Origin of the sequence: Vibrio sp. THAF190c (genome assembly GCF_009363355.1) — a bacterium.
Lineage (GTDB): Bacteria > Pseudomonadota > Gammaproteobacteria > Enterobacterales > Vibrionaceae > Vibrio > Vibrio fortis_A.
On record NZ_CP045339.1, the window covers coordinates 331,573 to 352,966 of the forward strand.

Consider the following 21,394-nt stretch of genomic DNA (forward strand, 5'->3'; position numbering starts at 1 on the left):
GAACTGAACCACCAATATGTTAACTAAGAAATTGAATGCCCTTCTCGACCACCCAAGCATCGACCTTGGGGATGTCGACTCGTTGGCTAAAGAAAGCCTTAATCTGCTCAATTCTGCTTTTCACCTTTCGGATGCGAGCCTGTGGCTAACAACGGACCAAAATGACGTCAGCTGCGTTTATGTAGAACGCAAAGAAGATACAAAAGTCACTGAAAATCAATTTATTAAGTCAGAAGATTACCGCGTATTTTTGGAGCAAATTCATAGCAAAAGTCACTTAGCGTACACCCATACCAACGCAATGAAAGGCCAATGGCTTAAGATTCCTGACTTTGTCTATTTCCAATCGTATCTAGTGCCTGTAAAGCTGAATCAAGAAATCATTGGATTCATACTACTCAGGCAGGCACCACACCGAGTTAAGCTAGACCAATCTAGCATTCAATTCGCCATCAGCATTGCGTTCGCCATTGGGAGAACAATAAAATCGGCGGAGATGAATCACCATTTTAGCGCACACACACAACAAGGTTTAGAGCTTCAGCAGAGTGTTCAAAGCCAAAATGAGAACATCAAACAGCTACTGAAAAACTTAGAGCAATCGCAGAAATATCAAGTAGAAATGGAAAAAATGGAAGCGCTTGGTCACCTTGTTAATGGCGTGGCTCATGAGGTCAATACACCGCTTGGAGTTGCGATTACTGCTTTGTCGGTAATGGAGGAACACATTGACCAACTTGAGAATGCATACAACAACCAGTTGCTTGATGAAAACACCTTTGTTGACTTCCTAGAAGGCGTCCGCCCTGCTCATAAGATGACGAGCTCCAATTTAGAGCGCGCTGCTCAGTTAGTCCAACAATTCAAACAGACATCCGTTCATGATCACCATGGTGACGTCGATGATATAAACGTTTTAAACGTAACGAGTGAATTAATAGAGAGTATTGAACCTATATACGCTTCTTATAATGTAGAGTTCATACTCGAAATATCAGAAAACTTAAACATCCGTTTAAATACAGGAATTCTTGAACAAATTCTTACAAATTTAATAAACAATAGTTGTATTCATGGTTTTGAATTAAGTAAAGAGGACAAAAACCTAATTTACATAAAAGCCATAGAATCCGATAAAGATATAGTCCTATCTTATCAAGATAATGGTGTAGGCATTGAAGATAGCGTTGCTAGTAAAGTATTTACTCCATTTTATACAACCAACAGATTAAATGGTGGAACAGGATTGGGCCTTTCCATTATATATAACCTAATCACTCACAAACTTGGCGGGGATATTAGAGTAGTAGAACAAGAGTCCTCTGTTGGCGCTCACTTTCAAATACGGTTACCAGATACATCCTCTAAATAACCTTTCTAATCAGCACACCATTTTAGTTATTTCAGCAACGTTTAGTGCTTAACGCTAATATAACCACTTAGGTCTAGAATGTTAACTGGCAGAAGAGAGCGAACATCTCTAGCAGTGTTACCAAGCGTAGATTAGTGCCAATAACGAAAAAGGCCTACTCATCAGTTCAACCTCTACTGATTGGGTAGGCCTTGTCTAACAGCTTTTATCTAGCTTACAGCATTCGCTTCATCGCCGAATATTCACCTTTGGTACGAATGATCACCATTACGGTACTGTCATTTCGGTTTCTAAAGAACCAACCGTGATGTCCAGTGAACGCTGCAACCAGTTCTCCTTCATCGTTCGGTACACCTCTACCTTTCTCGTAACTTATCGCGTTGCCATTTCCATCGCCATGAGTATCAAAGTTAACCGGACCACCCTTGGCTGACCAAGCAAAGGTCGCTGTTTGTCCCTCTGTCATCACTAGCTTAACTTCCGCACCTTCACCCGGTTTTAGTACCAACATCATTTTGTCTTTCCAAGCTGTGCTTGCTTGTTCTTGAGAATCAGTATTTGCTTGCTGTTGAGAGTCCGTACGTGGCTTCGGTTCAGCTTTTGTATCAGGAGTTGCTACGATTACCGCTTGATCGCGCGCCCTATCCGCTTCCGCTTCTTGAGCAAGTTGAGTCTTGATTTCTCCCATCTCGGTCAATCCGAGCATCCTGCCAGCACCTGTGGGGTCAATGGCATACTCAGCAGGTAAGATAACCGTAACTAAGGTCACAACCGCCACAACAAGAGCGATGGCAGTAGAACGAACGAGCTGCTTAGTTGTTGGTAACTCGGCTCTGTTTGGCATGTCTGAATTGTACATAAATAATTCCTTTTCTATTTATTGAGCGACAAAGTAGCCCGTTACTTGATACCCGATAAGCATAAAACCGAGACTCATCATTACTACGTTTACCGAATAGGCTTGACGATAGAAACTCGCATGTCTTCGCCAAAAGCCCATCACGATCAAAATGGTGCCAAGGGCCATGAGCTGCCCTATTTCCACACCTATATTGAACGCTAATAGATTGGGAATTAACCCGTCTGGTGAGATGTCATAATCAATGATCTTGGACGATAAGCCAAAGCCATGACAAAAACCAAACAGTAAGGTCGCGAGCTTGGTATTCGGTTGAACACCAAACCAGCGCTGAAAGGCACCTAGGTTATCCATCGCTTTATAGACCACCGAGAAGCCGATAATGGCATCGATGATGTAGCTGTTGATGCCGATATTGAAGTAGACACCCAATAGCATGGTCGATGAATGCCCTAAGGCAAACAGACTTACGTAAAGCGCGATGTGTTTCATCTTATAGAGGAAGAAAATCACACCAAACAGGAACAAAATATGGTCATATCCCGTGACCATGTGTTTCGCTCCTAAGTACATGAAAGAGACAATATGTGTCCCAGTAATTTCTTGAATATAGCCTTTATCACCCTCTGCAACGGCGTGTGCCAAGGCATCACTACTTAGTAACGTGCAGAAAAGTAGAATGAAAAAGACCGCCCCATTTTTTATGTGAGTGCCAACGCTATCGTTGAGCCACTTCACCCCATGGGAAGAGGATTGCTTCATACAAACTCCGATATAAATTGAACTGTGTTAGCTGCGCGTCAACGCAACTCGAAATCAGGCGAATATCGAAATTATAGGAGGGCGATCTAAAATGAAGGGGCTGTAATTGGGGTCACCAGAAATTCGAGGTTCTCTAACGATGCTCAAAAGTTGAGAGCTTGTGATCATCAACTCTGGCTTTAAATGACCTTTATCATGATGGTGATTACTCGCATCATGATGTGAAACAAAACCAAGTCCTTCTGCCATCTGACTAGACTCATCGATAGCATGATGCTCCACGGCATGATGGTGAGCTACACTGTATTGCTTATCATCATGGTGATGATGTCCTACAGGGCTATAAGACAAAAGACTATGGGAACGAAACTCACCAATAACAGAAGCTGTCGATCCCAGCGCGACGATGACGAGCATCGACCAACTGATCAACTGTTTATGCAGTTTCGACAACATGCTGTGGCTTCCATTAGAGTTAGAACATTTGAGAGTGGCAACTGTTATATTATAACAAGAATAAAATATCAACGCTCCTCAAGTCTCTGCACAACAAATAACGCGATTTACACAAAAAGCGAGCCAATGAAATCAACTCGCTTTAGACACTTTCATGCCCTTATCCAGATCCGAGCATTTATGTTTGTGTTGATGAAGTACTGTTCGTTTGACACGAGCGAGTTTTATAGTCATGTAGCCAGCAACAAAGCAAACCAATACACAACCCCCAAAAGGCACTGCCGATCCCCATTAGGTTGATACCAGAGGCAGTAAACAAAAAGGTAAACAGTGCGGGTTCTCGATAGTTTTCATCCGCCATTGATACTGACAAACAATTTAGTAAGGTCGGCATCACGGCCAAGCCAGCTATCGCAATAACTATCGCCGTAGGGACTGCACTAAACAAGGACACCATTGACATACCGAGGACCGCAGCCAGAAGATAAAATACGCCCATTGATATCCCTGCCATATAGCGTGTTTTGGTGTTCTCGTCCGCATTTGGCCCCATACAAATCGCACCCGTAATTGCCGCAAGATTGAATGCAAAACCTCCCAAAGGCGCTAGCAGAAGACCCGTCACCCCAGTAGTGGTAATCACCTTGGAGGAATCCACTTGATAGCCATTGGCTTTTAAGACCGCAAACCCCGGTAAATTCTGCGATGCCATAGTGACAATAAACAATGGGATTCCAACACTTATTAATGAGAAGAATTCGAAATCTGGCACCATAACCACAGGGACCGTCAAACCAATGGAAACCTCACTCAAATCAAGCTTACCCATGACGATACACATTCCCAGAGCAACAGCAAAAATCGTCGGAATCAGTAGGTTTCCTAGCCAAGCTCTTGCCAAAATAAACATGGTGAGCATCACCAAAACAATTTCAACCTCTGTCATGAGAGAGGAAAACAAACCCAAACCAAATTGCAGCAGAATACCGGCGAGCATAGCGGAAGCTATCGATGTTGGTATGTGTTTAAGGATCTTCTCGAATAAGCCAGCTAGCCCAACCAAGGTGATCAACAGTGAGCTAAAAAGAAACACTGCGACGGCTTGGTTCATGGTCAACCCTTCAAGAGAAGTGATAAGCAACGCAGCCCCAGGAGTCGACCAAGCCGTTACGATCGGCTTCTTATAGTAAAACGAGAGCAAAATCGTTGTAGCCCCCATTCCAATACCTAATGCCCAGAACCACGATGCGACTTGCTCGTCCGTTGCGCCGGCACTCATCGCAGCTTGATAGATAATCGCAGCAGCACTCGCATAACCGATAAATACGGCAATAAAACCGGTTGTAACGTGCGAAAATTTTAGCTTAGTCATGTTAATCGATCTCCATGTGCGTTATAACGTCCATAGAGTCAATCTAGCACTTGTGCGCTATAACGCACAACTTATTTGTCGAAAAAATTTGTTGAGAAAATATGCAATCAGAAATAAAGGTGGGTGACAATTTAAGGCGCCTTCGCAAAGAGAAGGGTTGGAGCCTAGATAAAACAGCGCAAGCGACAGGAGTTAGCAAGGCCATGCTCGGTCAAATTGAGCGTGGAGAGTCCAGTCCAACCGTAGCAAAACTTTGGCAAATAGCGTCGGGGTTCGAAGTTTCATTTTCCAGCTTTATTACAGCGGGCTCGAACAATGAACTTACGAGTCTATTTCGAGATGCTAACGAGCTAAGGCGTGAAGAGTACAATGTCGGCTTTTTTGTCAGTTTATTGTTTCCCTTCGAGCCAGCATTAGGCTTTGAGATCTTCGAACTCACTTTGGCACCTGAGTACCAACATAAGTCTGACCCACATAACTTGGGTGTTACCGAACATATCTTATGTATTTCAGGAGAGATGGCTGTCTTTTTTGATGGAGAGTGGCATTCATTGCAAGCGGGTCAAGCTGTGCGCTTTAATGCTAATCAGATACATGGTTACAAAAACATCGGTAAAGACAACGCGGTATTTCATAACGTTATCCATTACCCTGATAGCAAGCAGTAACATCATTCTACCCTACCGTAGTTCTCCTTATGTTCCCCAATGGAAAGCGAGTTAAGCGCTCGCTTGCCTGATCCTTGTCTGAATTCTATCTCATCGAAACAGTCGTTGATTTCGGTTCTTTTGACTATTGCCTCTACACATCAGAACGCTAATTTAGTAATAATAGAGCTAATACTCCGCCAGTAAGAGCGGATTGAAGGAACATAATTATAAAACGTTAGGGAATAAACGAACCATGACACAACAAATGAAACATGCCCTCGTTGTAGAAGGTGGGGCGATGAGAGGCATCTTTGCTGCTGGTGTATTGGACGGCTTTTTAGATCACAATTACAACCCTTTTGATTTCTGCATCGGCGTATCGGCTGGCTCGACCAACATCGCCTCTTGGCTTTCAAATCAACGTGGTCGAACTTACACAATCATATCTGATTACTCTTGCCGACCAGAGTTCATCGACTTCAAGAGATTTGCTAAAGGTGGACACTTATTAGAGCTCGATTGGCTCTGGGATCATATCGCGCAAAACTACCCTTATGACATGCAAGCATTTAGTGAGCAGCCACTACCTTTTCACGTCGTTACTACAGATGTTGATAACGGCACGGCTGTTTATACCCGCGGAGACGAAGAAAATCTTGAAGAGTTGCTAAAAGCATCTTGCTCGGTACCTATGGCTTATCGCACTCCCCTGACCATTGATGGTCGCAGAATGATTGACGGCGGCGTCGTTGATTCGATTCCTGTCATCGAAGCCTACAACCGTGGTGCCAAAAAGATCACCGTGATCCTCTCTCAGAAACAAGGTTATGAAAAGCGTCCACCAAGATCGCCTTGGCTAGTTCGAAAACTATTGAAGAAAACACCTCAACTCGCTGAAGCAATGATCAGTCGTGCCGATCAATATAATCAAACTCTGGCATTCATTAACAACCCACCACACGACTGCACCATTGAGGTGATCGCCCCCGATGACACCTTTGAGGTTGGTAGGTTAACAACCGACAAAGACAAACTAGAAGCAGGTTATCAGATGGGTCTGAAAGCGGCGGATAAAGCCCTTCAAAGCGCCTAAAAAAGAGCCCAAACAAAGGGTTGGGCTCTATTCTATAGTCATGAAACCATTACTATAGTGGTTATATTCCGTTTAGTTTCCCCAGATCTGGCTAACAAACTCTGGATGATCAATAAACGGGTTACGATTTCCTTGGAAGTCATGTACCGCTTGGTTTCGGTCGATTTCTTTTTGGCTTACCGGATCTTCAGAATGCCAACGCTTAAGCATAGTAAGTAGCCAAGGTTCAAACACAGTGGTATTAGTCCCATCTAGAACAGCATCTGAGCTTGCAGAGTTACCTTCCCAGCTCGCGATTTCATTTTCATAGCGTGTTGCCATGTAGAAATATGCTCTTGCGAAATCACCTTTAAACTCATCAATTGGCTCAAACACAGTACCCACATAACCAAGAGAGCTCGCTGCACTACCCAGTTTAGAACCATTGCTTGATGTGTATGTTGCACTGCTCACCTCACCAAATGGCCAGTTACTGCGTTTCGAATTAACGTAACCGTCAGTGGCAAATAGATGATGGCCGTCAGAGTTCATAGGCTCAACTTTTCCACCAAACCAGCTTTTCGGGAAAGAGTGCTCGCGGTTGTAACAATCACCTTCCTTGCTGTACTGGCCACATTGATCAGTCACCTTAGTGAATTGGACTGAATCTGAACCCGAAGGCTTCTCTGAGTACATATCGAGAATCGACCCATCTGTCTCATAGTATGCGTCTAGGTCAGCTTCAGACATCAATGTCCAAATAGCGGTGTAACCCTTACTACTATGATTATCAATAATTTGATACAAGGCCGTTTTTAACGCAAAGCCCGTTTTGCCTTCAGCGTCTTTGTAATATTCGCCTAATACTGGTGGCTCAGTTGGTGGTGTCGTTGAGCCACCAACCGTAAATTCTGTACTCTGACTTGATTGGAAATCACCGCCAGATGCTGCAACGCTTCCATTAACCGACAAACTGTACGAACCATTGCCGACATTACAGCACATTCCATCGCCATAAGAGTCTTTAACTTCTAGAGTGTAGCTACCGTTTGCTAAACACATTTCCACTTCATTGGTGGTGTTACTTTGATAGTCTGAACCAGAATAAAGAGTTTGAGAAACTGAGTTTTTAAGAGACCAACTGGTTTCAGAGCCATAGTTATCCGTCACTAATGTAAACGTGGCACTGGTATCATTGCAGCTTTGTGTAGGTGGAGTCACCGTAGGCTGAAAGTTATCTAGATACACAACTTCCGATCCGTCAAAACCTGCATCATCATAAAATCGCACGCCCACAACAATGTCTTTGGTGCTCGTAGCATTGTACGAGTGAGTCAATGCTTGCCACTGATTCGTTAAACCATTGTTCGAGTAACCTAAATAGCCATCAACAAAAAGGCGAGCTTTCACATTACCTTCAGTGTGGTAAACATCGACAGAGAAATCATAAGTTTTCCCTTGTTCAACACTGATCGTTTGCAGAAAATCGGTATTACTTTGAGTACCAGTATTCACTGTCACTTGCGCCGAAAAACTGCCATTGCTAACAGGGTCGGTAGAGGGAGAAACCGAAACCCCGGAGTCAATTACACTCCATCCAGATGGGACGTTTCCTTCCCAGTTTTCGAAGCTGCCATTTTGCATTTGAGCATGCGCACTTGCTGAACAAAGTAATGCAACGCCACTTAGTGTTATTATTCTATTTATCATATAACCTTCTGTTTAATTGGATAAAAATCAACTAAGCTTAGAAAGTAATCAAAATGCGGATGGAGATATAAGTCACATTTATAAATGTATGTATCATCACTTTTATTAATAAGTGTGATACAAAACAACAACACATTGGATTAATGAATGGTTATGCATGCTAGATTCTTGAGAAATAGAGCACATTGCGGGGTTTGAAAGTGTGCGTGGCGAAGAAGCAAGTTATGAGGTGCTAGGTAACTGGGAGCAAGCCGAAAGCAACTGTTAGATCGTAAAACATCTAGTGATTGTCGTTTTCAGCGAAGGTATTTCGCATTAGCCTATCCGACGTACAAAAACGAAAAAGCGAGCACTAGGCTCGCTTTTTAATTGGTAATGCTATTTCGTAGATTACAGAAGCTCTACCGACTGCTTAGCAATTACAAATTCTTCATTGGTTGGCAAGGTATTAGTAGAGCAGAACACAATAAACGCTGGAAAGAGACGGTGTTATGTGGGATAAGGATAGCGCCAAAAATTAACTATTGACGCCATAGTCTCTTGTTATGCAACCATAACTCCATTCTAAAGCGACGAAGTGAACAATTTTACACTAAGTGCATATTCTGAACTAAACTTGCATGGTATCGTTGGCTAGAAGTTGGAGGATATTCACATGACTACTGCAAAGAAAAATGCCGATCTAGTGAACTACAATAAAGAAGTTGGCGAAGCGTACCACGTTTCAAAGAACGGTGTTTTGACAGTTAACGTTGAAGATGAGAATTTCAAAAATGAGTTTTTGAAACAACTAAGAAAGATTCGTTCAAAAAGAGAGATTCAGCGCAGAGCTCTTCAAGCAAAGGTGGCGGCTGATTCAATAAAAAAGTACGTTGAGGCTTAATGTTCGCTGTTCTACTAATCGTAATCCTTACGTCAGGCTATATTTATTCGAGCAAACACCTTCCCTCACGATATAAGATGGCAAAATCAGATGGATGGGACCTATATTTTCAGGTTGCTCGTCGAGGCTTTGAGCTATCCATCGGCTCTGCTCTTATATGTGTACTGATTGATTTCACCGATGTTATTGGTGAGGTTTTAAAGAAAACCACTGGATTAATGTATAGACCAGACTTTATACAAATCCCCTTTTCTCATAGCGATCTTAAGCTCTTGGTCTGGGCTGCTTTCACAGTATTTTTTTCCTACGCAGTGGCTTGGATTAAGTCGAGAAAATATAATGTGGACCGAGTTCGTAAGCTTAACATGCTGCAGCATGTTGTAAGAGAAAACCCACTAGAGTCATTTATAACAAAAGCTACATTATCTTTCGTAAACGACGATGAGGACTCACAAGTAGTGTGTATAACACTATCCTCAAGAAAGGTTTACATTGGGTTTTGTGTCGGCGGTAATAATGTACTTCACGGGAACTTAGAACATGTAGGCATAATCCCGATTAGAAGCGGGTTTCGCGACAAGGATAACCTAAACCTAGTCATCACCAATAATTACGAAAGCTACTTTCTTGAAGAGAATGTACACATTAGTGAGTTTGTCATATTAATACCGACATCAGAGATAACGACTTATCAAAACTTTGACTTGGTTGCATATGAAGCTATTCAGCAACTCGAAGACCCAGAAGAAAATCCTAACTCGGTGAACGACTCTGACGAAGGTGTCAAAAAGGTTGCATAACGCCTGCAATAAGGTGCCCCGCAGGAAACATGCAAAGCGCACTGAACTCTAAACCAAAACTGCCGAAGTCCAGGGTCACCTTGATTGCCTTGTTAGCCGAAATTAGATTCAATTTCGTTAACTTTTAGCATCTCGTTTAGAAGGTCAAACCTAAACTGACGAACATTATTATTGATCCTTAATTCATCAATCATTTGCTGTAAAGTACGACCGTCGTGACTTAAGATTGTGTTTACTGATTTTATTTTTGAGAAATAAGGTTCGTAATTCTTATACTGCAGTAATTTAGTTTGAATGCTCGCCAATGGTCCACCTGGCACTATATCCCAACATACCACAATCATATTTATGGCATCATTTAATTGCTTTGCTACTGGATGCCACTCCCTAGAACCGTTGCCTCCGCCACCACCAGTACCGGAGCCATTAGAAACTAACGGATTGAAAAGAGGCAGCGGCATTAGTTTCGCTTTTTTTAAAAAATCACTTGCTGCATGAGAACCACAAAAGAAAGTTCCTTTCTCACTAGGATCATTGCGAGAAACATAGTCAAAACAATAATAACTATCAGTCAACGTATCATTAGTACAGCTTAGCTTCTCTTGACCGCCAATAAGTTTGACATGCGCGATTGGATTGATAATGTAATTTTTAACTATGCGCTCACGACTTTCTTCACCACGACACTTCATAATATTCCTTTTACTTAGCTACGAAACTATATGATTATAAATATAAAATATCAGTTCGCATAGCATGCTTTGGCTAACGCCCTGCTAAGGGGTGAGCAACGCAATACCGATGCCGCTGCATACCACCTTAATCACTAAATTCAACGCATAGTAAAAATGCCACGCGTTGCGAATCACTCTTAAGCAACTTGTTAGCTTAATTTTCTAAGAGGTAGTGATATGTTTTTCTTGTCATTGAATACCTCCCCAATAGCCACTTTTCATACTTCAATTTATGCTCCTGAGTTGCAAAGTGGAGCGACAATTCGGGATGTTCTCCCAAATAAATGATGAAATCCCTATCAAGCTCGTGACCAACACCCTCCCTATAAAAGGGATAGAATTTAGGAGGTAAAGGAATAAGCTTGTGTTTCCCCGAATCTAGAACAATTGCCAAACAGCACCTTGGCATTTTAACAACTTTTTCAAGATATACTGCGTTGTATACATTACATTGTTTATACGGCAAGAAATATTCATAGAGATGGGTAATTCTGGAGTACGGTATATCAAAGTTCACTGTTGGACTGTTTGGCTCCAAGGATATGTCTAGGTCGTCATTTTGAGTGGACTGGAAGCCGTACTTATCACTATCTACAAGCGCGAAAAACGAATTAGGGTCAAACTGAAAGCGATTTCTAAACCTAGATTTTTTAACGAGGAGTACATGCCTAATTTTCACATGCGCATCTTTATGATTCCTAACCGTAATATAGACATTACTGTCGGTATTATGTACAGAAACTTTGATTGATGGATTCTTTTTGTAGTACCAAAGCACACCTGTAATTATGATGGTTAAGAAACCGAGTACGCTAGAGACCAAGTCAATATATTCACCCAATTAAAATTTCTCTCCTATTAAGCTAACATACTTAATAACAAGCAGTCTCGTTTTTCTGCCTGATTAATGCTCGACCAATCTATCATAAACCACTAAAAATTAAAGAAAAATATGGAGAAACGCATTCTATTTCCACATAAAACACGCGAGCGTGTTATCACTTTTCAATAATGCGTATTATCCAAGGTGGGAAAAAACAAACCTATTAATAAACAATAAATTATTTGAAACCACATTGACAAATCAAGACTAGGCACTCAGTAAAACGTGCCACTTTTCATACTTAAACAGCATTCAAACTCAATAAACTAAGTAGCTTTACAGAAAAACGAGCTTAGGTGATAAACAATTCAGTCATAAACTTAAAGTTAGGTTTTGTATGGAAAGCTTACACACCCAAAATTGATAGACAGTTTAACCTAACATACTCTTGACATTTCCGCTCTAGAAAGTGCCATGACTAAAGTCTCATATTTCGTAGAGTTCTGAACACATGTTTTTATCCCTAGCTCATGGTACCAAGCCATTTTGTTGGGCAAATTCCATTAGTTTAGGAACATCACCTTTGACGAGAATCGGCATTGCTTGTTCGATTAGCTCAACTTCCCAATCCCACCACGCCAATTCAATCAGCACTTTTTGTTCTGTTTCATTGAACCTAGTTTTTACAACTTTTGCAGGATTACCTACAGCAATGCTGTACGGAGGAATATCTGTTGAAACGACTGATTTAGCGCCAACGATTGAGCCGTGACCAATGTTTACACCAGGCATGATCGTGACGTCATAACCAAGCCAAACATCATTGCCAATGACCGTGTCTTTGTATTTCTTAAATGGGTAATCTGATAGGGGTAAAGCTTCGGCCCATTTTTCACCAAACACAGCAAAGGGATAAGTTGTAATGCCCGAAGTCACATGATTTGCGTCAGGCATAATGAATTGAACACCGTTTGCAAACGCGCAAAACTTACCGATGTAAATGGAACTGCCTGAAATGCCAAAATTGTATAAGACATTCTTAGTTAAGAACTTCGTCGGGTCTTCAAAGTCACTGTAATAACTATAATCGCCAGCATGAACGTTGGTCACGTGGCTATCAGCAATAAGAGGCTTCAAAAATACTGTATTTTTAAAATCTTCAATTGGAAAGATTTGGTTAGGTTCCATGGTGTTATGCTCGCATTAAGTCGTTATGATTATCACATACTTTATATTTCAATGAGTTAACGTAACTCTTTCTCTTCACGTTGGAAATAAACCGTAGCCCCTCCTTCCCACGTCACACGTCGCTTTTCTACAAAAGGAGAGTCTCTCCATGAGCTGAATTTGATATCACCTGCCAATGATTCATTAGTGCAAGCGATGATAATTTCATCGGCATAAGGCAAAAAGAGTTCCCAGATCACCGCACCGCCACCAACAATTAGTACTTCGTCGGAATCTTTATACTTATTCACTACCTGCATGTAATCAGTCACAACCATTGCTTTGGGGTTACCATGCAAGTCGAAGTCTTGATTTCGGGTGAGGACAAGAAGCTCCTTATCCCCAGGATCTAATTGTGAGAATAGCTCTATATTGTGGTCATAAGTAACACTGCCTACAATCGCACTCTCTCCAAAAAAAAGTTTTTCTACTTCAGCAGCAAGAGCTTTAGGCCACTGGCTCGCTCTTAAAGCTCGTTCCTCAGGGGTTGAACAGCCCACAGTGTCATTATTATCTGCTACAAATGCTAATCTAATCATGATACTTACCTTAGAATTTTCACCCAAATTTCAGAAACTAATTCGGTTAGAATAGCGCTAGAGCTACTTCGAAAAAGACCACTTGAAGTTAACTAAATCTTCACTTTTTGCCCAAAGAAGCTGACGGGTCTCCTCGGCTAGGATATGAGCGCCGACTTGAGCATCGCCTACAGGCCCTCGCATCTCCCACATTTTCTGCGGGCCGTAATACGCACCACGAACAGCTTCTTTTCCAGCAGCAGCTAATACTGTTGATAGTGCGCCTTGTGCTGGTTGTTGAGCAAATAAAGGATTAACAACTTTGTAGATGGCATTAAGCAACCCCTTAGGCCCAGCATTTTGTAAGTTAGTATTCGAGTAACCTGGATGGCACGCGATTGAAATCGCGGAACTCCCCGATTCTCTTAAGCGATAGTCCAGTTCTAAGGCAAACATAAGGTTAGAGATTTTAGATTTAACATACGCACCATTTGGTGAGTAATCTTTATCAGACATAAAGTCGTCCAGCTTCAAACCATCTACTCGATTTGCGAGACTGGTGAGCGTGACAAATCGACCTTTACCCGCTTCAACTAAATCCAACATTAATCCTGAAAATAAAAAATGCCCCAAGTGGTTAGTGCCAACTTGCATTTCAAAACCATCTTTCGTTTCTTTCTTTGGGCACTGCATAATGCCTGCGTTGTTGATTAGGCCGTCTAGTTTATCAAAACGTCGATGAGCCTCCTGAGCTGCATCTCTGACGCATGCCAAATCACTTAAATCAAGTTTCAGAACTTCAACATTACCCTTAATGGTTTTTCTCAGCTCAGAACTTGCACGAGCGGCTTTATCTAATGAGCGACAGGCTAAAACCAAATTAGCACCTTTCGCTCCCAGGTACTTTGCAGTTTGAAAACCCAAACCCGCATTGCCGCCCGTTATCAAATAAGTTTTACCCGTCAGGTCTGGGAGTTGATCAACATTCCAAGTGCTGAATCCTGAGTTTACAACCGTTCTCTTTGTCATATTGAAAATCCTCGTTAGATATTGCGATAGAGCGTTTTATGTACTTTATGTTGTCACATTAAGGCATAACGGTAAACCCCAAAGTTGTCACATTTGAACAATTAGACAACCAAAAGGATTGCATAACAATTGCTATAGGTAAACCTTTCAATTGACATGAATCGAAAATGTGACAAAATTTTGCGCTTGAATTAGAAGGTTGTTGTTTCATGAATAGAGAAGAGATATGAGTGCAAGAGAAATGCTGATGACTTTCGCTCAGCACGGCGTACAGAAAACATCTGTTGCAGATTTGGCTCTTGTCACTGGCGTAACAAGACAAGCTTTACATAAACGATTTGGGTCGAAGCAAGGTGTACTTGAATGGGTATTAAAGACTTTTACGGAAGAGCTTTTTGAAGCCGCTCTGATTGTGATAAAAAGCCCTAATACAAAAGATCCAAAACAAGTTGTTGTGGCTTTCTTTGAAGCTTGGTCTGGAGCGCTTGTACCTATATTGAGCACAACTCCACATGGAGCTTCGGTATTAGAAGCGGGGATTCAATTCGCTGAAGATGCTGACGGCAACTGGGAGAGTGATCTGATGCTAAAGCTTTCGGAATTTCTTGTCTTAAGCGGCTTAACAACGTCGATGGACTCGGCTATGGAACAAGCATTTACGTTAAACATCGCATCTAAAGGTGTTTTACTGAAGTGTCGCTCGCAGCAAGAGTTTTCACACTCAATGGAGCGTGTAGTTCAAGTCATATTTTCGAACTACTCAGACTGAGCATTTGCTGTTCAAAAGTTAATTGAAGTGAAAATCGCAAACCAATACATGGCTAACCTTGTTCAGCCGTCGCATTTTAATTCAACACTGACGGATGGAGCTTTTGCTGAAGAGGCTTTTGTTCCCATTGGGGAGAAAGCTAATAATCTTTTTCTAACTACGAAGCATCTGATGATTACTGTTTTCGGTGTAGGGGTTTGCAAATCAAGGGAATTCAAGCAAATCGTGTAGCTCCAACTAACTACTGCTTAATTAATACTACTCGATTTCTCCCATTCTTTTTGGCACTGTATAGAGCGTTATCAGCTCGAGTTATGACAGCGTTGATATCATTTCCATCTTCGTACTGAGCAAGCCCAAAGCTAGCAGTTATTACCCTATCATCACAAACTTCCAAATTTTCTATTCCTTCGCGAATCTGCTCAGCGAGGTTCTCTAGCTTTTTTTGGCTGATATCTGGACAGATAATAAGAAACTCTTCTCCACCCCAGCGCCCAACGACATCTATATTTCGAGCACATTCTCTGAGTAGAGTTGATACAGCAACCAATACCTTGTCGCCTGCTTGGTGTCCCAAAGTGTCATTTATAGTCTTAAAGTGATCCATATCTATCATGATCACGCTTAAGGTGTTGAGTGAAGAGCTCTCGCGACTCATTTCAAACCGTAGTGTTTTTTCTAACTTTTGGCGATTGTAGAGGCCTGTTAAATGATCTGTGTTAGCAAGATGCTTCAACTTCTTTCTTTCCTCTTCGAGCTCTCTCTCTGTCGAAATATCTTCAATGACGCCCCAAACAACATCTCGCCCGCATACATCAGTCATCTTGAAACCAGAGAGACGAATCGGAACTTTTGAGCCATCTTTTCGAATATACTCTTTCTCATTTGGCCCAAATCGACCACATTCATTAAGCTCCTTAATCTGAGAATGCTCTTGAGAATCATACTCTCTAGGCGTTATATCCCAGAAGCTCATCTTCATGAATTCATTTCTTGAATACCCTACATACCCCAGCAGCGCATCATTCACTTCCAAAAAGGCACCAGAATGATGATCAATCATCGCCATTCCGACAGGTGAGTTTTCAAACAGGAGTACGAACTTATCTTCTGATCTTTTTAATTTAGCCACCTTCAACATTCCCTTTCAGATTTAATCTAAAGCTGAAGTCTATTAATAACATTATAATTAACAAATGCGCCAAATCATCACTCGTATGTATGACGCCCGCCTCATTCATTACATACGATTCTCATTACATTTCGTTATATGTAGCACCAATTACCTAATAGATTAGTAATAAGCCGATGGGATAACCATCGGCTTAAATGCCACTTAACGTAATTTGAACTCCCTAACCATCGCTATCAACTGTTCGTTGACTCGCGATATGCTTCCCGTCTGAAGTAAAGCCTGTTCTCCATTTCTGTTGAGTTCATTTACAATGTCACTCAACGCGTTCATATTTCTACTGATTTCCTGTGTCACACTGCTCTGCTCTTCTGCTGCTGTCGCAATCTGAACGCTGAGGTCGTTAATTCCTGTAACATGTTCAGTTAGTTCGTTTAGGCTCGTTCCAACTTTTTCGGTATTGCTAAAGGTCTCACCGCAAGTAGCTTTAGTTCTATCCATTGACTGAACAACATCATTATTCACAGATAACAATCTCGTTAGCGCCTGCTCGATTTCTTCAGTGCTATCCTGTGTTCTACTCGCCAATGCTCTAACTTCATCAGCAACCACTGCAAAACCTCGTCCTTGTTCACCAGCCCTCGCTGCTTCAATAGCAGCATTTAATGCAAGCAAGTTAGTTTGTTCAGCTATTTCACCAATCACCTTCAGGATGTCACTAATGCCTTTTGTCTCCTCACTCATGCTTTCTAAGCTAGATGATGTGTTCTCAACTTCAGAAACTAGTTCGTTAACTTTAATCTGTGCATCACTTACCGCGTCAAGAGAATATACTCCAATGTCAGAAGCGACCTTTGTTGACTGCGCCGTTTCTCCAGCATTCTGTGCGACAGTATCCGCTGTTGAACTCATCTCTTCGATTGCCGTAACGATTTGCTCAGTCTCTTGCACGTGTTGTGTCAACATATGATTATTCTCATCAGACTTATGCTCTAACTGTTGAACATTTTCTCTGAGCTCTGTTGATGCTGACTCAATCTTAAGCATCAAACTTTGGATATGCTCAATAAACTGATTTACCCCTGAAGCAATCTGTCCTAGATCATCTTGGCTCTTGACTTCCAACCGTTGGGTTAAATCACCATTACCGTCTGATAAACCAGTAATAGTTTCCTTTAGAGCTAAGATAGGTCTGTATATAATATTTAGAATTAGCAGTGTGATTAGAACGCTAACAAACAAATAAACAATCGTCAGAATAACAGCCTGTCTTTGTGCCTCTGTAAGGGCTGCGAATACTACACTTTTATCAAGACCAACAAGCAAATACCATTGTTTGTCTCCGTAATTAACAGCCTGAGTGAACATAACCTTATCAACGCCATTCAGGTCATAGTTAACGATTGTATTAGTTACTCCACGAGTTTCTCTAGCGACATTGGTTAACGAGGAATAATCAGTTAACTTGGTTCCGACTTTAACTACGTTTGAAGTACTTGCCAGAACCGTCATGTCATCGGTCATCATCATGGCAATCGCACCAGGCATATCGATCTCGGAAACAGTATCACTCAAGCCATCTAGAAGGATATCGGCAAGTACAACGCCTTCACCCGCGTTTTTGCCAATGCTTACCATCAGTTCACCTGTAGTTGCATCATTATAAGGATCGGTATAAATCAGATTGTTGGTGTTCTTGCCTTCTTGATACCAAGGCCTTGTCCGTGGATCGTAGCTTGAAGGGTTTTTATTGTCTTGCCATCCTGGATAGTCAAATGAAGCGTAAGCATCGCCATTGTCAAAACCTATCATTAAATTGACGACATCTGCACCCAATGAGCCAATACGCATCCTTTCCGCATGGCCATCTTGATAACGATATTGGCGATAGTCTTCAGCAACTTTTGCTACTGCTTGTGCTTTGGCTTCCAAGTAGCTTTCAACTTTACTACCCTCAATACGAATACGTTCTTGTGTACCCCGATAGATACTTTCTGTCAGTGCTTTCTTTTCACTTTGATATGAGAAGTAATTTGATGACCCAACACTCAGCGCAATGATCACTGAGACGGCTGCGAGAAGTACGTGTTTAAATCCGAACTGCTTCATATATGATTCCTAAGGTTAGAACGTATTGCTATTTTATAAAATAGCACATTTCATAATAATAAACATGAAACAGCAGGAAATGATAAATATTTAATATACAACAAATGTTAATAAACAATTAAAACTCAACATTTTCTATCACATTAACACCTAAGCCCTTAACTCAACATTAACCTTAAATATTATTTAAAGAGATAAGTCAAAGCGCTCCTTGGCCTTATCTACTATTTGTGACCTACCATAATAAATAGGATTGACGTATTAATAAGTTGCAAACCTAATCAAATGATAAATTATTACGCTCAAATAAAAATCATTTAATAAATTTGCTAAGTTTGAATTTTAGTTATTAAATAAATATGCCACCATCACATTCCCTCTCAGTAAATAACTTATTAAGATCAATAATAATAATTCACCCATGGCTATTACTTCACAACACTATATGTAATTATCTTTAATTTATATCAAACTGAGCTTTTATACTCTAGATGGACTACTCGAATTTTATCGAAACAGAGAATTAGCAGAAATATCCAACAAGAAGTTCCACCCAACGTTCTTAATGGTGAGTTGACTTATTAAAGTCGTTTAGATAACCCTCAAGTACATCGAGAGGAAGCGGAGCGCTATAGTAATAACCTTGATACAACATGCACCCTTCACTTTCCAAATAGTCTCGCTGCTCTTCTGTTTCAACCCCTTCAGCTATAGTTTTCAATCCCAACTCTTTAGCCATCAAAATAATCGTTTTAACGATTGATTGATCACTAACATCTTTAACCACATCATCAACAAATGACTTGTCGATCTTCAACTGGTCAAGAGGCAACATTTTCAAGTACTTGAGACAAGAGTATCCCGTACCAAAATCATCAAGTGAAAAAGTCACACCCAACTCACGAAGTGTATTCATCTTGCTTACTACTAGATCGATCTCATCAACCAACATAGTTTCCGTCAGTTCAAGTCTCAACTTTCCATTTTCAAACTGATATTGTTCCAACAACTGACTAACCTTTGCAACAAAGTCTGGTTGACGAAATTGATCGTAACTAACATTTACAGACAAAGATAGATTGCGAGTATCGTTACGTTTTCCCCAAGTTTCAAGTTGCTGGCAAGCAGTTCTCAAGACCCACTCACCAATAGGTACAATTAGTCCGGTCTTCTCTGCAACGCTAATAAATGAATATGGTGTAATTAAGCCCTTCACAGGATGCAACCATCGGATTAATGCTTCTACACCTATAATCTCATTCTCATGGTTAAATTGTGGTTGGTAAAACAAAACAAATTGTTGCTGTTCCAAACCTATTCTCAGTTCATTTTCAATTGAAAACTGAGCAGCTACTTTCTCTTGCATCTTAGGATCAAAATGACAAGCTGAGTTCTTACCTGAGTGTTTGGCATTGTACATTGCAATATCGGCCTGCTTTAATAAATCAGAAGCACCTAGAGAAGCATCATTAAACAAAACAATGCCAATACTGACGCTACTGGTATACCTATATTCTGTTAAGTCATAGGTTGCAGACAAACTTTCAAGTAGGCTATTTGCAAGTAGATTTGAACGTGTTGTCGCTTCGATTAGCGAAACAGATGAAGTCGCATGGACGATTACAAACTCATCTCCCCCGAAGCGAGCTACTATATCGTCATCATTAACACAGGATTTGATACGAATTGACGCATGCTTCAACAAAGAATCACCATATTCATGACCATGAGTGTCATTAATAGCTTTAAAATCATCAAGGTCTAAAAAGAGCAGAGCAAAGTATTGATTATTCTGTTTGCATGATGCCTTAGCATTTCTCAATGATTCGATGAAAGATAGGCGATTTGGCAGTCCTGTAAGAGCATCATGGTAAGCTAGATGCGCTAACTCTTTTTGTTTGGCTTTTTCACTTTGAGAAATAACACGGGTCAACAAATAAAATATTAGATTACACAGAATGAAAATGACTGAACTAAGGAAAAATTGACGATAAAACACTTCGTAAATCTGGTGTTTATTTACCTTGGAAACAAACCAAAAATCTAGGTAAGGGTCATAATGTGATAACACTTGATAAATATGGCCCATTTCGGCCTCATAATGCTCAAACACGCTAAAATAGTGGCCGTCTTTAGTGTGTTTTTTTAAACTGGCATAATACTTATCATCAATCGGCTTTTCATATTGGATATGCTCCATTGTAGTAAAAACTGGATAAGCATCCCCTCGAACGATATCGATATGTTGCCAATTCTGAATTGTGTGACCATTGAAAATCGGGGTCTTATCAAGATTTAGTCCAGCGGTCATAACGGCAACAGCCCGTGAAGACTCTTGAGGAAGGTATATAGCTTTGCGAATGGGCATCGCGTGGTCTTTTGTTTCTAAAGCGTCAAGTACATAAGTCGGGCCTGTTTGAACCTGGCGACTCTCCCTAGCTTCGATAAATGTCTTCCTTGTTTGCGGAAGTTCCATGAGGCTAGTGAATCGTGTTAAGTCCAAGTTTGAACTCGTAACTAATGCTTGGCCTTCATAGTCGATCAAACCTAGCCCTAAAAAGGCTGGATAGTTTTTCATTGTATTATCCAGCATCACATCATGCCTTGGCTCATCTAAGGAAGCAACGTTAAGCTCAATTAGATGAATACCAAGAGTTTCCAATAAAGACTCTTGAGATTCTATAAAGGCCCCAACCGAATTGCTGAGTAGCTCAATATGACTTTGTTGCTTACTAAGCACATCCTCCTTACTCAAAGTCCAATTGTAGTAAGATACAGCCAAAAACACCCCAAAGGCCGCAAAAAGCACAGCATAGTACACTGTCCATACATTGAACTTTTTCGGTGCATCTTCAAACATAAGCCCTGCTTATCTTTTGTACTCTAACCGTCAGATAAAAATGCGTGTAGCCAAGCTCTGCTTTGACTGCTATTTAAACTGAGACGTCTATGAGCTTACAAAGCAATAACAACCTAAAAACAAACAGTTAGCTACCGTAATATGGGGATAGATATTAATTATTTATAAAACAAACGTTACTATTGAGAGTTTTATTAGTCAACTAATTTCATTAAAGGTAAGAAGACGGGAAGCAAGGCAGTTTTAGCTATGTTATT

19 protein-coding genes are annotated in these 21,394 nt (G+C 41.0%); 7 read left to right on the plus strand and 12 right to left on the minus strand.

Annotated elements, in window-relative coordinates:
- Nucleotides 1-16: 16 nt before the first annotated feature.
- Nucleotides 17-1,372, plus strand: coding sequence for a sensor histidine kinase (locus FIV04_RS16535; protein ID WP_152469776.1), 1,356 nt, complete (start codon nucleotides 17-19; stop codon nucleotides 1,370-1,372).
- A 214-nt stretch (nucleotides 1,373-1,586) separates the two neighbouring features.
- Here the strand turns inward: FIV04_RS16535 and FIV04_RS16540 are convergent, their stop codons facing one another.
- The 4 genes from FIV04_RS16540 to FIV04_RS16555 all read right to left on the minus strand — a co-directional run bounded on the left by FIV04_RS16540 (nucleotide 1,587) and on the right by FIV04_RS16555 (nucleotide 4,821).
- Complete coding sequence (locus FIV04_RS16540) at nucleotides 1,587-2,231, minus strand: transmembrane anchor protein (RefSeq protein WP_152469777.1); 645 nt, start codon at nucleotides 2,229-2,231, stop codon at nucleotides 1,587-1,589.
- Between the two features lie 18 nt (nucleotides 2,232-2,249).
- The gene (locus FIV04_RS16545) at nucleotides 2,250-2,993 is read right to left on the minus strand and encodes a HupE/UreJ family protein (protein ID WP_152469778.1); all 744 of its coding nucleotides are present in this window, start codon (nucleotides 2,991-2,993) and stop codon (nucleotides 2,250-2,252) included.
- Between the two features lie 54 nt (nucleotides 2,994-3,047).
- Nucleotides 3,048-3,449, minus strand: a complete 402-nt coding sequence (locus tag FIV04_RS16550) for a hypothetical protein (protein WP_152469779.1) — start codon at nucleotides 3,447-3,449, stop codon at nucleotides 3,048-3,050.
- A gap of 178 nt (nucleotides 3,450-3,627) precedes the next feature.
- Nucleotides 3,628-4,821, minus strand: a complete 1,194-nt coding sequence (locus FIV04_RS16555) for a benzoate/H(+) symporter BenE family transporter (RefSeq protein ID WP_152469780.1) — start codon at nucleotides 4,819-4,821, stop codon at nucleotides 3,628-3,630.
- Between the two features lie 101 nt (nucleotides 4,822-4,922).
- Here FIV04_RS16555 and FIV04_RS16560 point away from each other — a divergent pair, with 101 nt between their 5' ends.
- Both FIV04_RS16560 and FIV04_RS16565 read left to right on the plus strand, forming a co-directional pair.
- Nucleotides 4,923-5,489 carry a helix-turn-helix domain-containing protein gene (locus tag FIV04_RS16560; RefSeq protein WP_150870097.1) on the plus strand — a complete coding sequence of 189 codons (567 nt, stop codon included), beginning with the start codon at nucleotides 4,923-4,925 and terminating at the stop codon, nucleotides 5,487-5,489.
- Between the two features lie 235 nt (nucleotides 5,490-5,724).
- Nucleotides 5,725-6,564 carry a patatin family protein gene (locus FIV04_RS16565; RefSeq protein WP_152469781.1) on the plus strand — a complete coding sequence of 280 codons (840 nt, stop codon included), beginning with the start codon at nucleotides 5,725-5,727 and terminating at the stop codon, nucleotides 6,562-6,564.
- A gap of 72 nt (nucleotides 6,565-6,636) precedes the next feature.
- On the opposite strand, the gene FIV04_RS16570 is transcribed toward FIV04_RS16565, so the two are convergent.
- Complete coding sequence (locus tag FIV04_RS16570; RefSeq protein ID WP_152469782.1) at nucleotides 6,637-8,253, minus strand: endonuclease; 1,617 nt, start codon at nucleotides 8,251-8,253, stop codon at nucleotides 6,637-6,639.
- Between the two features lie 655 nt (nucleotides 8,254-8,908).
- Between FIV04_RS16570 and FIV04_RS16575 the strand changes: the two genes are divergently transcribed.
- On the plus strand, nucleotides 8,909-9,136 hold the full coding sequence (locus FIV04_RS16575; RefSeq protein WP_050937348.1) for a hypothetical protein: 228 nt from the start codon (nucleotides 8,909-8,911) through the stop codon (nucleotides 9,134-9,136).
- 77 nt (nucleotides 9,137-9,213) lie between these two features.
- On the plus strand, nucleotides 9,214-9,936 hold the full coding sequence (locus tag FIV04_RS16580) for a hypothetical protein (RefSeq protein ID WP_230850510.1): 723 nt from the start codon (nucleotides 9,214-9,216) through the stop codon (nucleotides 9,934-9,936).
- A gap of 92 nt (nucleotides 9,937-10,028) precedes the next feature.
- Here the strand turns inward: FIV04_RS16580 and FIV04_RS16585 are convergent, their stop codons facing one another.
- The 4 genes from FIV04_RS16585 to FIV04_RS16605 all read right to left on the minus strand — a co-directional run bounded on the left by FIV04_RS16585 (nucleotide 10,029) and on the right by FIV04_RS16605 (nucleotide 14,267).
- A complete protein-coding gene (locus FIV04_RS16585) occupies nucleotides 10,029-10,628 on the minus strand; it encodes a hypothetical protein (RefSeq protein ID WP_152469783.1) in 600 nt (199 codons plus the stop codon).
- Between the two features lie 1,393 nt (nucleotides 10,629-12,021).
- Nucleotides 12,022-12,681: a CatB-related O-acetyltransferase gene (locus FIV04_RS16595; RefSeq protein WP_152469784.1), complete on the minus strand. Its 660-nt coding sequence runs from the start codon at nucleotides 12,679-12,681 to the stop codon at nucleotides 12,022-12,024.
- A 56-nt stretch (nucleotides 12,682-12,737) separates the two neighbouring features.
- Nucleotides 12,738-13,259 (minus strand): dihydrofolate reductase, encoded by a 522-nt coding sequence (locus FIV04_RS16600; RefSeq protein WP_152469785.1) that lies wholly within the window; start codon nucleotides 13,257-13,259, stop codon nucleotides 12,738-12,740.
- A gap of 63 nt (nucleotides 13,260-13,322) precedes the next feature.
- Complete coding sequence (locus tag FIV04_RS16605) at nucleotides 13,323-14,267, minus strand: oxidoreductase (RefSeq protein ID WP_152469786.1); 945 nt, start codon at nucleotides 14,265-14,267, stop codon at nucleotides 13,323-13,325.
- Nucleotides 14,268-14,493: 226 nt separating this feature from the next.
- Between FIV04_RS16605 and FIV04_RS16610 the strand changes: the two genes are divergently transcribed.
- On the plus strand, nucleotides 14,494-15,036 hold the full coding sequence (locus tag FIV04_RS16610; protein ID WP_152469787.1) for a TetR/AcrR family transcriptional regulator: 543 nt from the start codon (nucleotides 14,494-14,496) through the stop codon (nucleotides 15,034-15,036).
- Nucleotides 15,037-15,063: 27 nt separating this feature from the next.
- Nucleotides 15,064-15,267, plus strand: a complete 204-nt coding sequence (locus FIV04_RS16615) for a hypothetical protein (RefSeq protein ID WP_152469788.1) — start codon at nucleotides 15,064-15,066, stop codon at nucleotides 15,265-15,267.
- Between the two features lie 10 nt (nucleotides 15,268-15,277).
- Here FIV04_RS16615 and FIV04_RS16620 read toward each other — a convergent pair whose 3' ends face one another.
- The 3 genes from FIV04_RS16620 to FIV04_RS16630 all read right to left on the minus strand — a co-directional run bounded on the left by FIV04_RS16620 (nucleotide 15,278) and on the right by FIV04_RS16630 (nucleotide 21,137).
- Entirely contained in the window at nucleotides 15,278-16,168 is an 891-nt protein-coding gene (locus tag FIV04_RS16620) for a sensor domain-containing diguanylate cyclase (RefSeq protein ID WP_172974282.1), read from the minus strand.
- 204 nt (nucleotides 16,169-16,372) lie between these two features.
- Nucleotides 16,373-18,277: a methyl-accepting chemotaxis protein gene (locus FIV04_RS16625; RefSeq protein WP_152469790.1), complete on the minus strand. Its 1,905-nt coding sequence runs from the start codon at nucleotides 18,275-18,277 to the stop codon at nucleotides 16,373-16,375.
- A gap of 562 nt (nucleotides 18,278-18,839) precedes the next feature.
- Nucleotides 18,840-21,137 (minus strand): EAL domain-containing protein, encoded by a 2,298-nt coding sequence (locus tag FIV04_RS16630; RefSeq protein ID WP_152469791.1) that lies wholly within the window; start codon nucleotides 21,135-21,137, stop codon nucleotides 18,840-18,842.
- Nucleotides 21,138-21,394: the final 257 nt, after the last annotated feature.

Bases quoted from the DNA above. Each gene is read 5' to 3' on its own strand.
- FIV04_RS16535 (WP_152469776.1), top strand. From the start codon at position 17: ATGTTAACTAAGAAATTGAATGCCCTTCTCGACCACCCAAGCATCGAC.
- FIV04_RS16540 (WP_152469777.1), bottom strand. From the start codon at position 2,231: ATGTACAATTCAGACATGCCAAACAGAGCCGAGTTACCAACAACTAAG.
- FIV04_RS16545 (WP_152469778.1), bottom strand. From the start codon at position 2,993: ATGAAGCAATCCTCTTCCCATGGGGTGAAGTGGCTCAACGATAGCGTT.
- FIV04_RS16550 (WP_152469779.1), bottom strand. From the start codon at position 3,449: ATGTTGTCGAAACTGCATAAACAGTTGATCAGTTGGTCGATGCTCGTC.
- FIV04_RS16555 (WP_152469780.1), bottom strand. From the start codon at position 4,821: ATGACTAAGCTAAAATTTTCGCACGTTACAACCGGTTTTATTGCCGTA.
- FIV04_RS16560 (WP_150870097.1), top strand. From the start codon at position 4,923: ATGCAATCAGAAATAAAGGTGGGTGACAATTTAAGGCGCCTTCGCAAA.
- FIV04_RS16565 (WP_152469781.1), top strand. From the start codon at position 5,725: ATGACACAACAAATGAAACATGCCCTCGTTGTAGAAGGTGGGGCGATG.
- FIV04_RS16570 (WP_152469782.1), bottom strand. From the start codon at position 8,253: ATGATAAATAGAATAATAACACTAAGTGGCGTTGCATTACTTTGTTCA.
- FIV04_RS16575 (WP_050937348.1), top strand. From the start codon at position 8,909: ATGACTACTGCAAAGAAAAATGCCGATCTAGTGAACTACAATAAAGAA.
- FIV04_RS16580 (WP_230850510.1), top strand. From the start codon at position 9,214: ATGGCAAAATCAGATGGATGGGACCTATATTTTCAGGTTGCTCGTCGA.
- FIV04_RS16585 (WP_152469783.1), bottom strand. From the start codon at position 10,628: ATGAAGTGTCGTGGTGAAGAAAGTCGTGAGCGCATAGTTAAAAATTAC.
- FIV04_RS16595 (WP_152469784.1), bottom strand. From the start codon at position 12,681: ATGGAACCTAACCAAATCTTTCCAATTGAAGATTTTAAAAATACAGTA.
- FIV04_RS16600 (WP_152469785.1), bottom strand. From the start codon at position 13,259: ATGATTAGATTAGCATTTGTAGCAGATAATAATGACACTGTGGGCTGT.
- FIV04_RS16605 (WP_152469786.1), bottom strand. From the start codon at position 14,267: ATGACAAAGAGAACGGTTGTAAACTCAGGATTCAGCACTTGGAATGTT.
- FIV04_RS16610 (WP_152469787.1), top strand. From the start codon at position 14,494: ATGAGTGCAAGAGAAATGCTGATGACTTTCGCTCAGCACGGCGTACAG.
- FIV04_RS16625 (WP_152469790.1), bottom strand. From the start codon at position 18,277: ATGAAGCAGTTCGGATTTAAACACGTACTTCTCGCAGCCGTCTCAGTG.
- FIV04_RS16630 (WP_152469791.1), bottom strand. From the start codon at position 21,137: ATGTTTGAAGATGCACCGAAAAAGTTCAATGTATGGACAGTGTACTAT.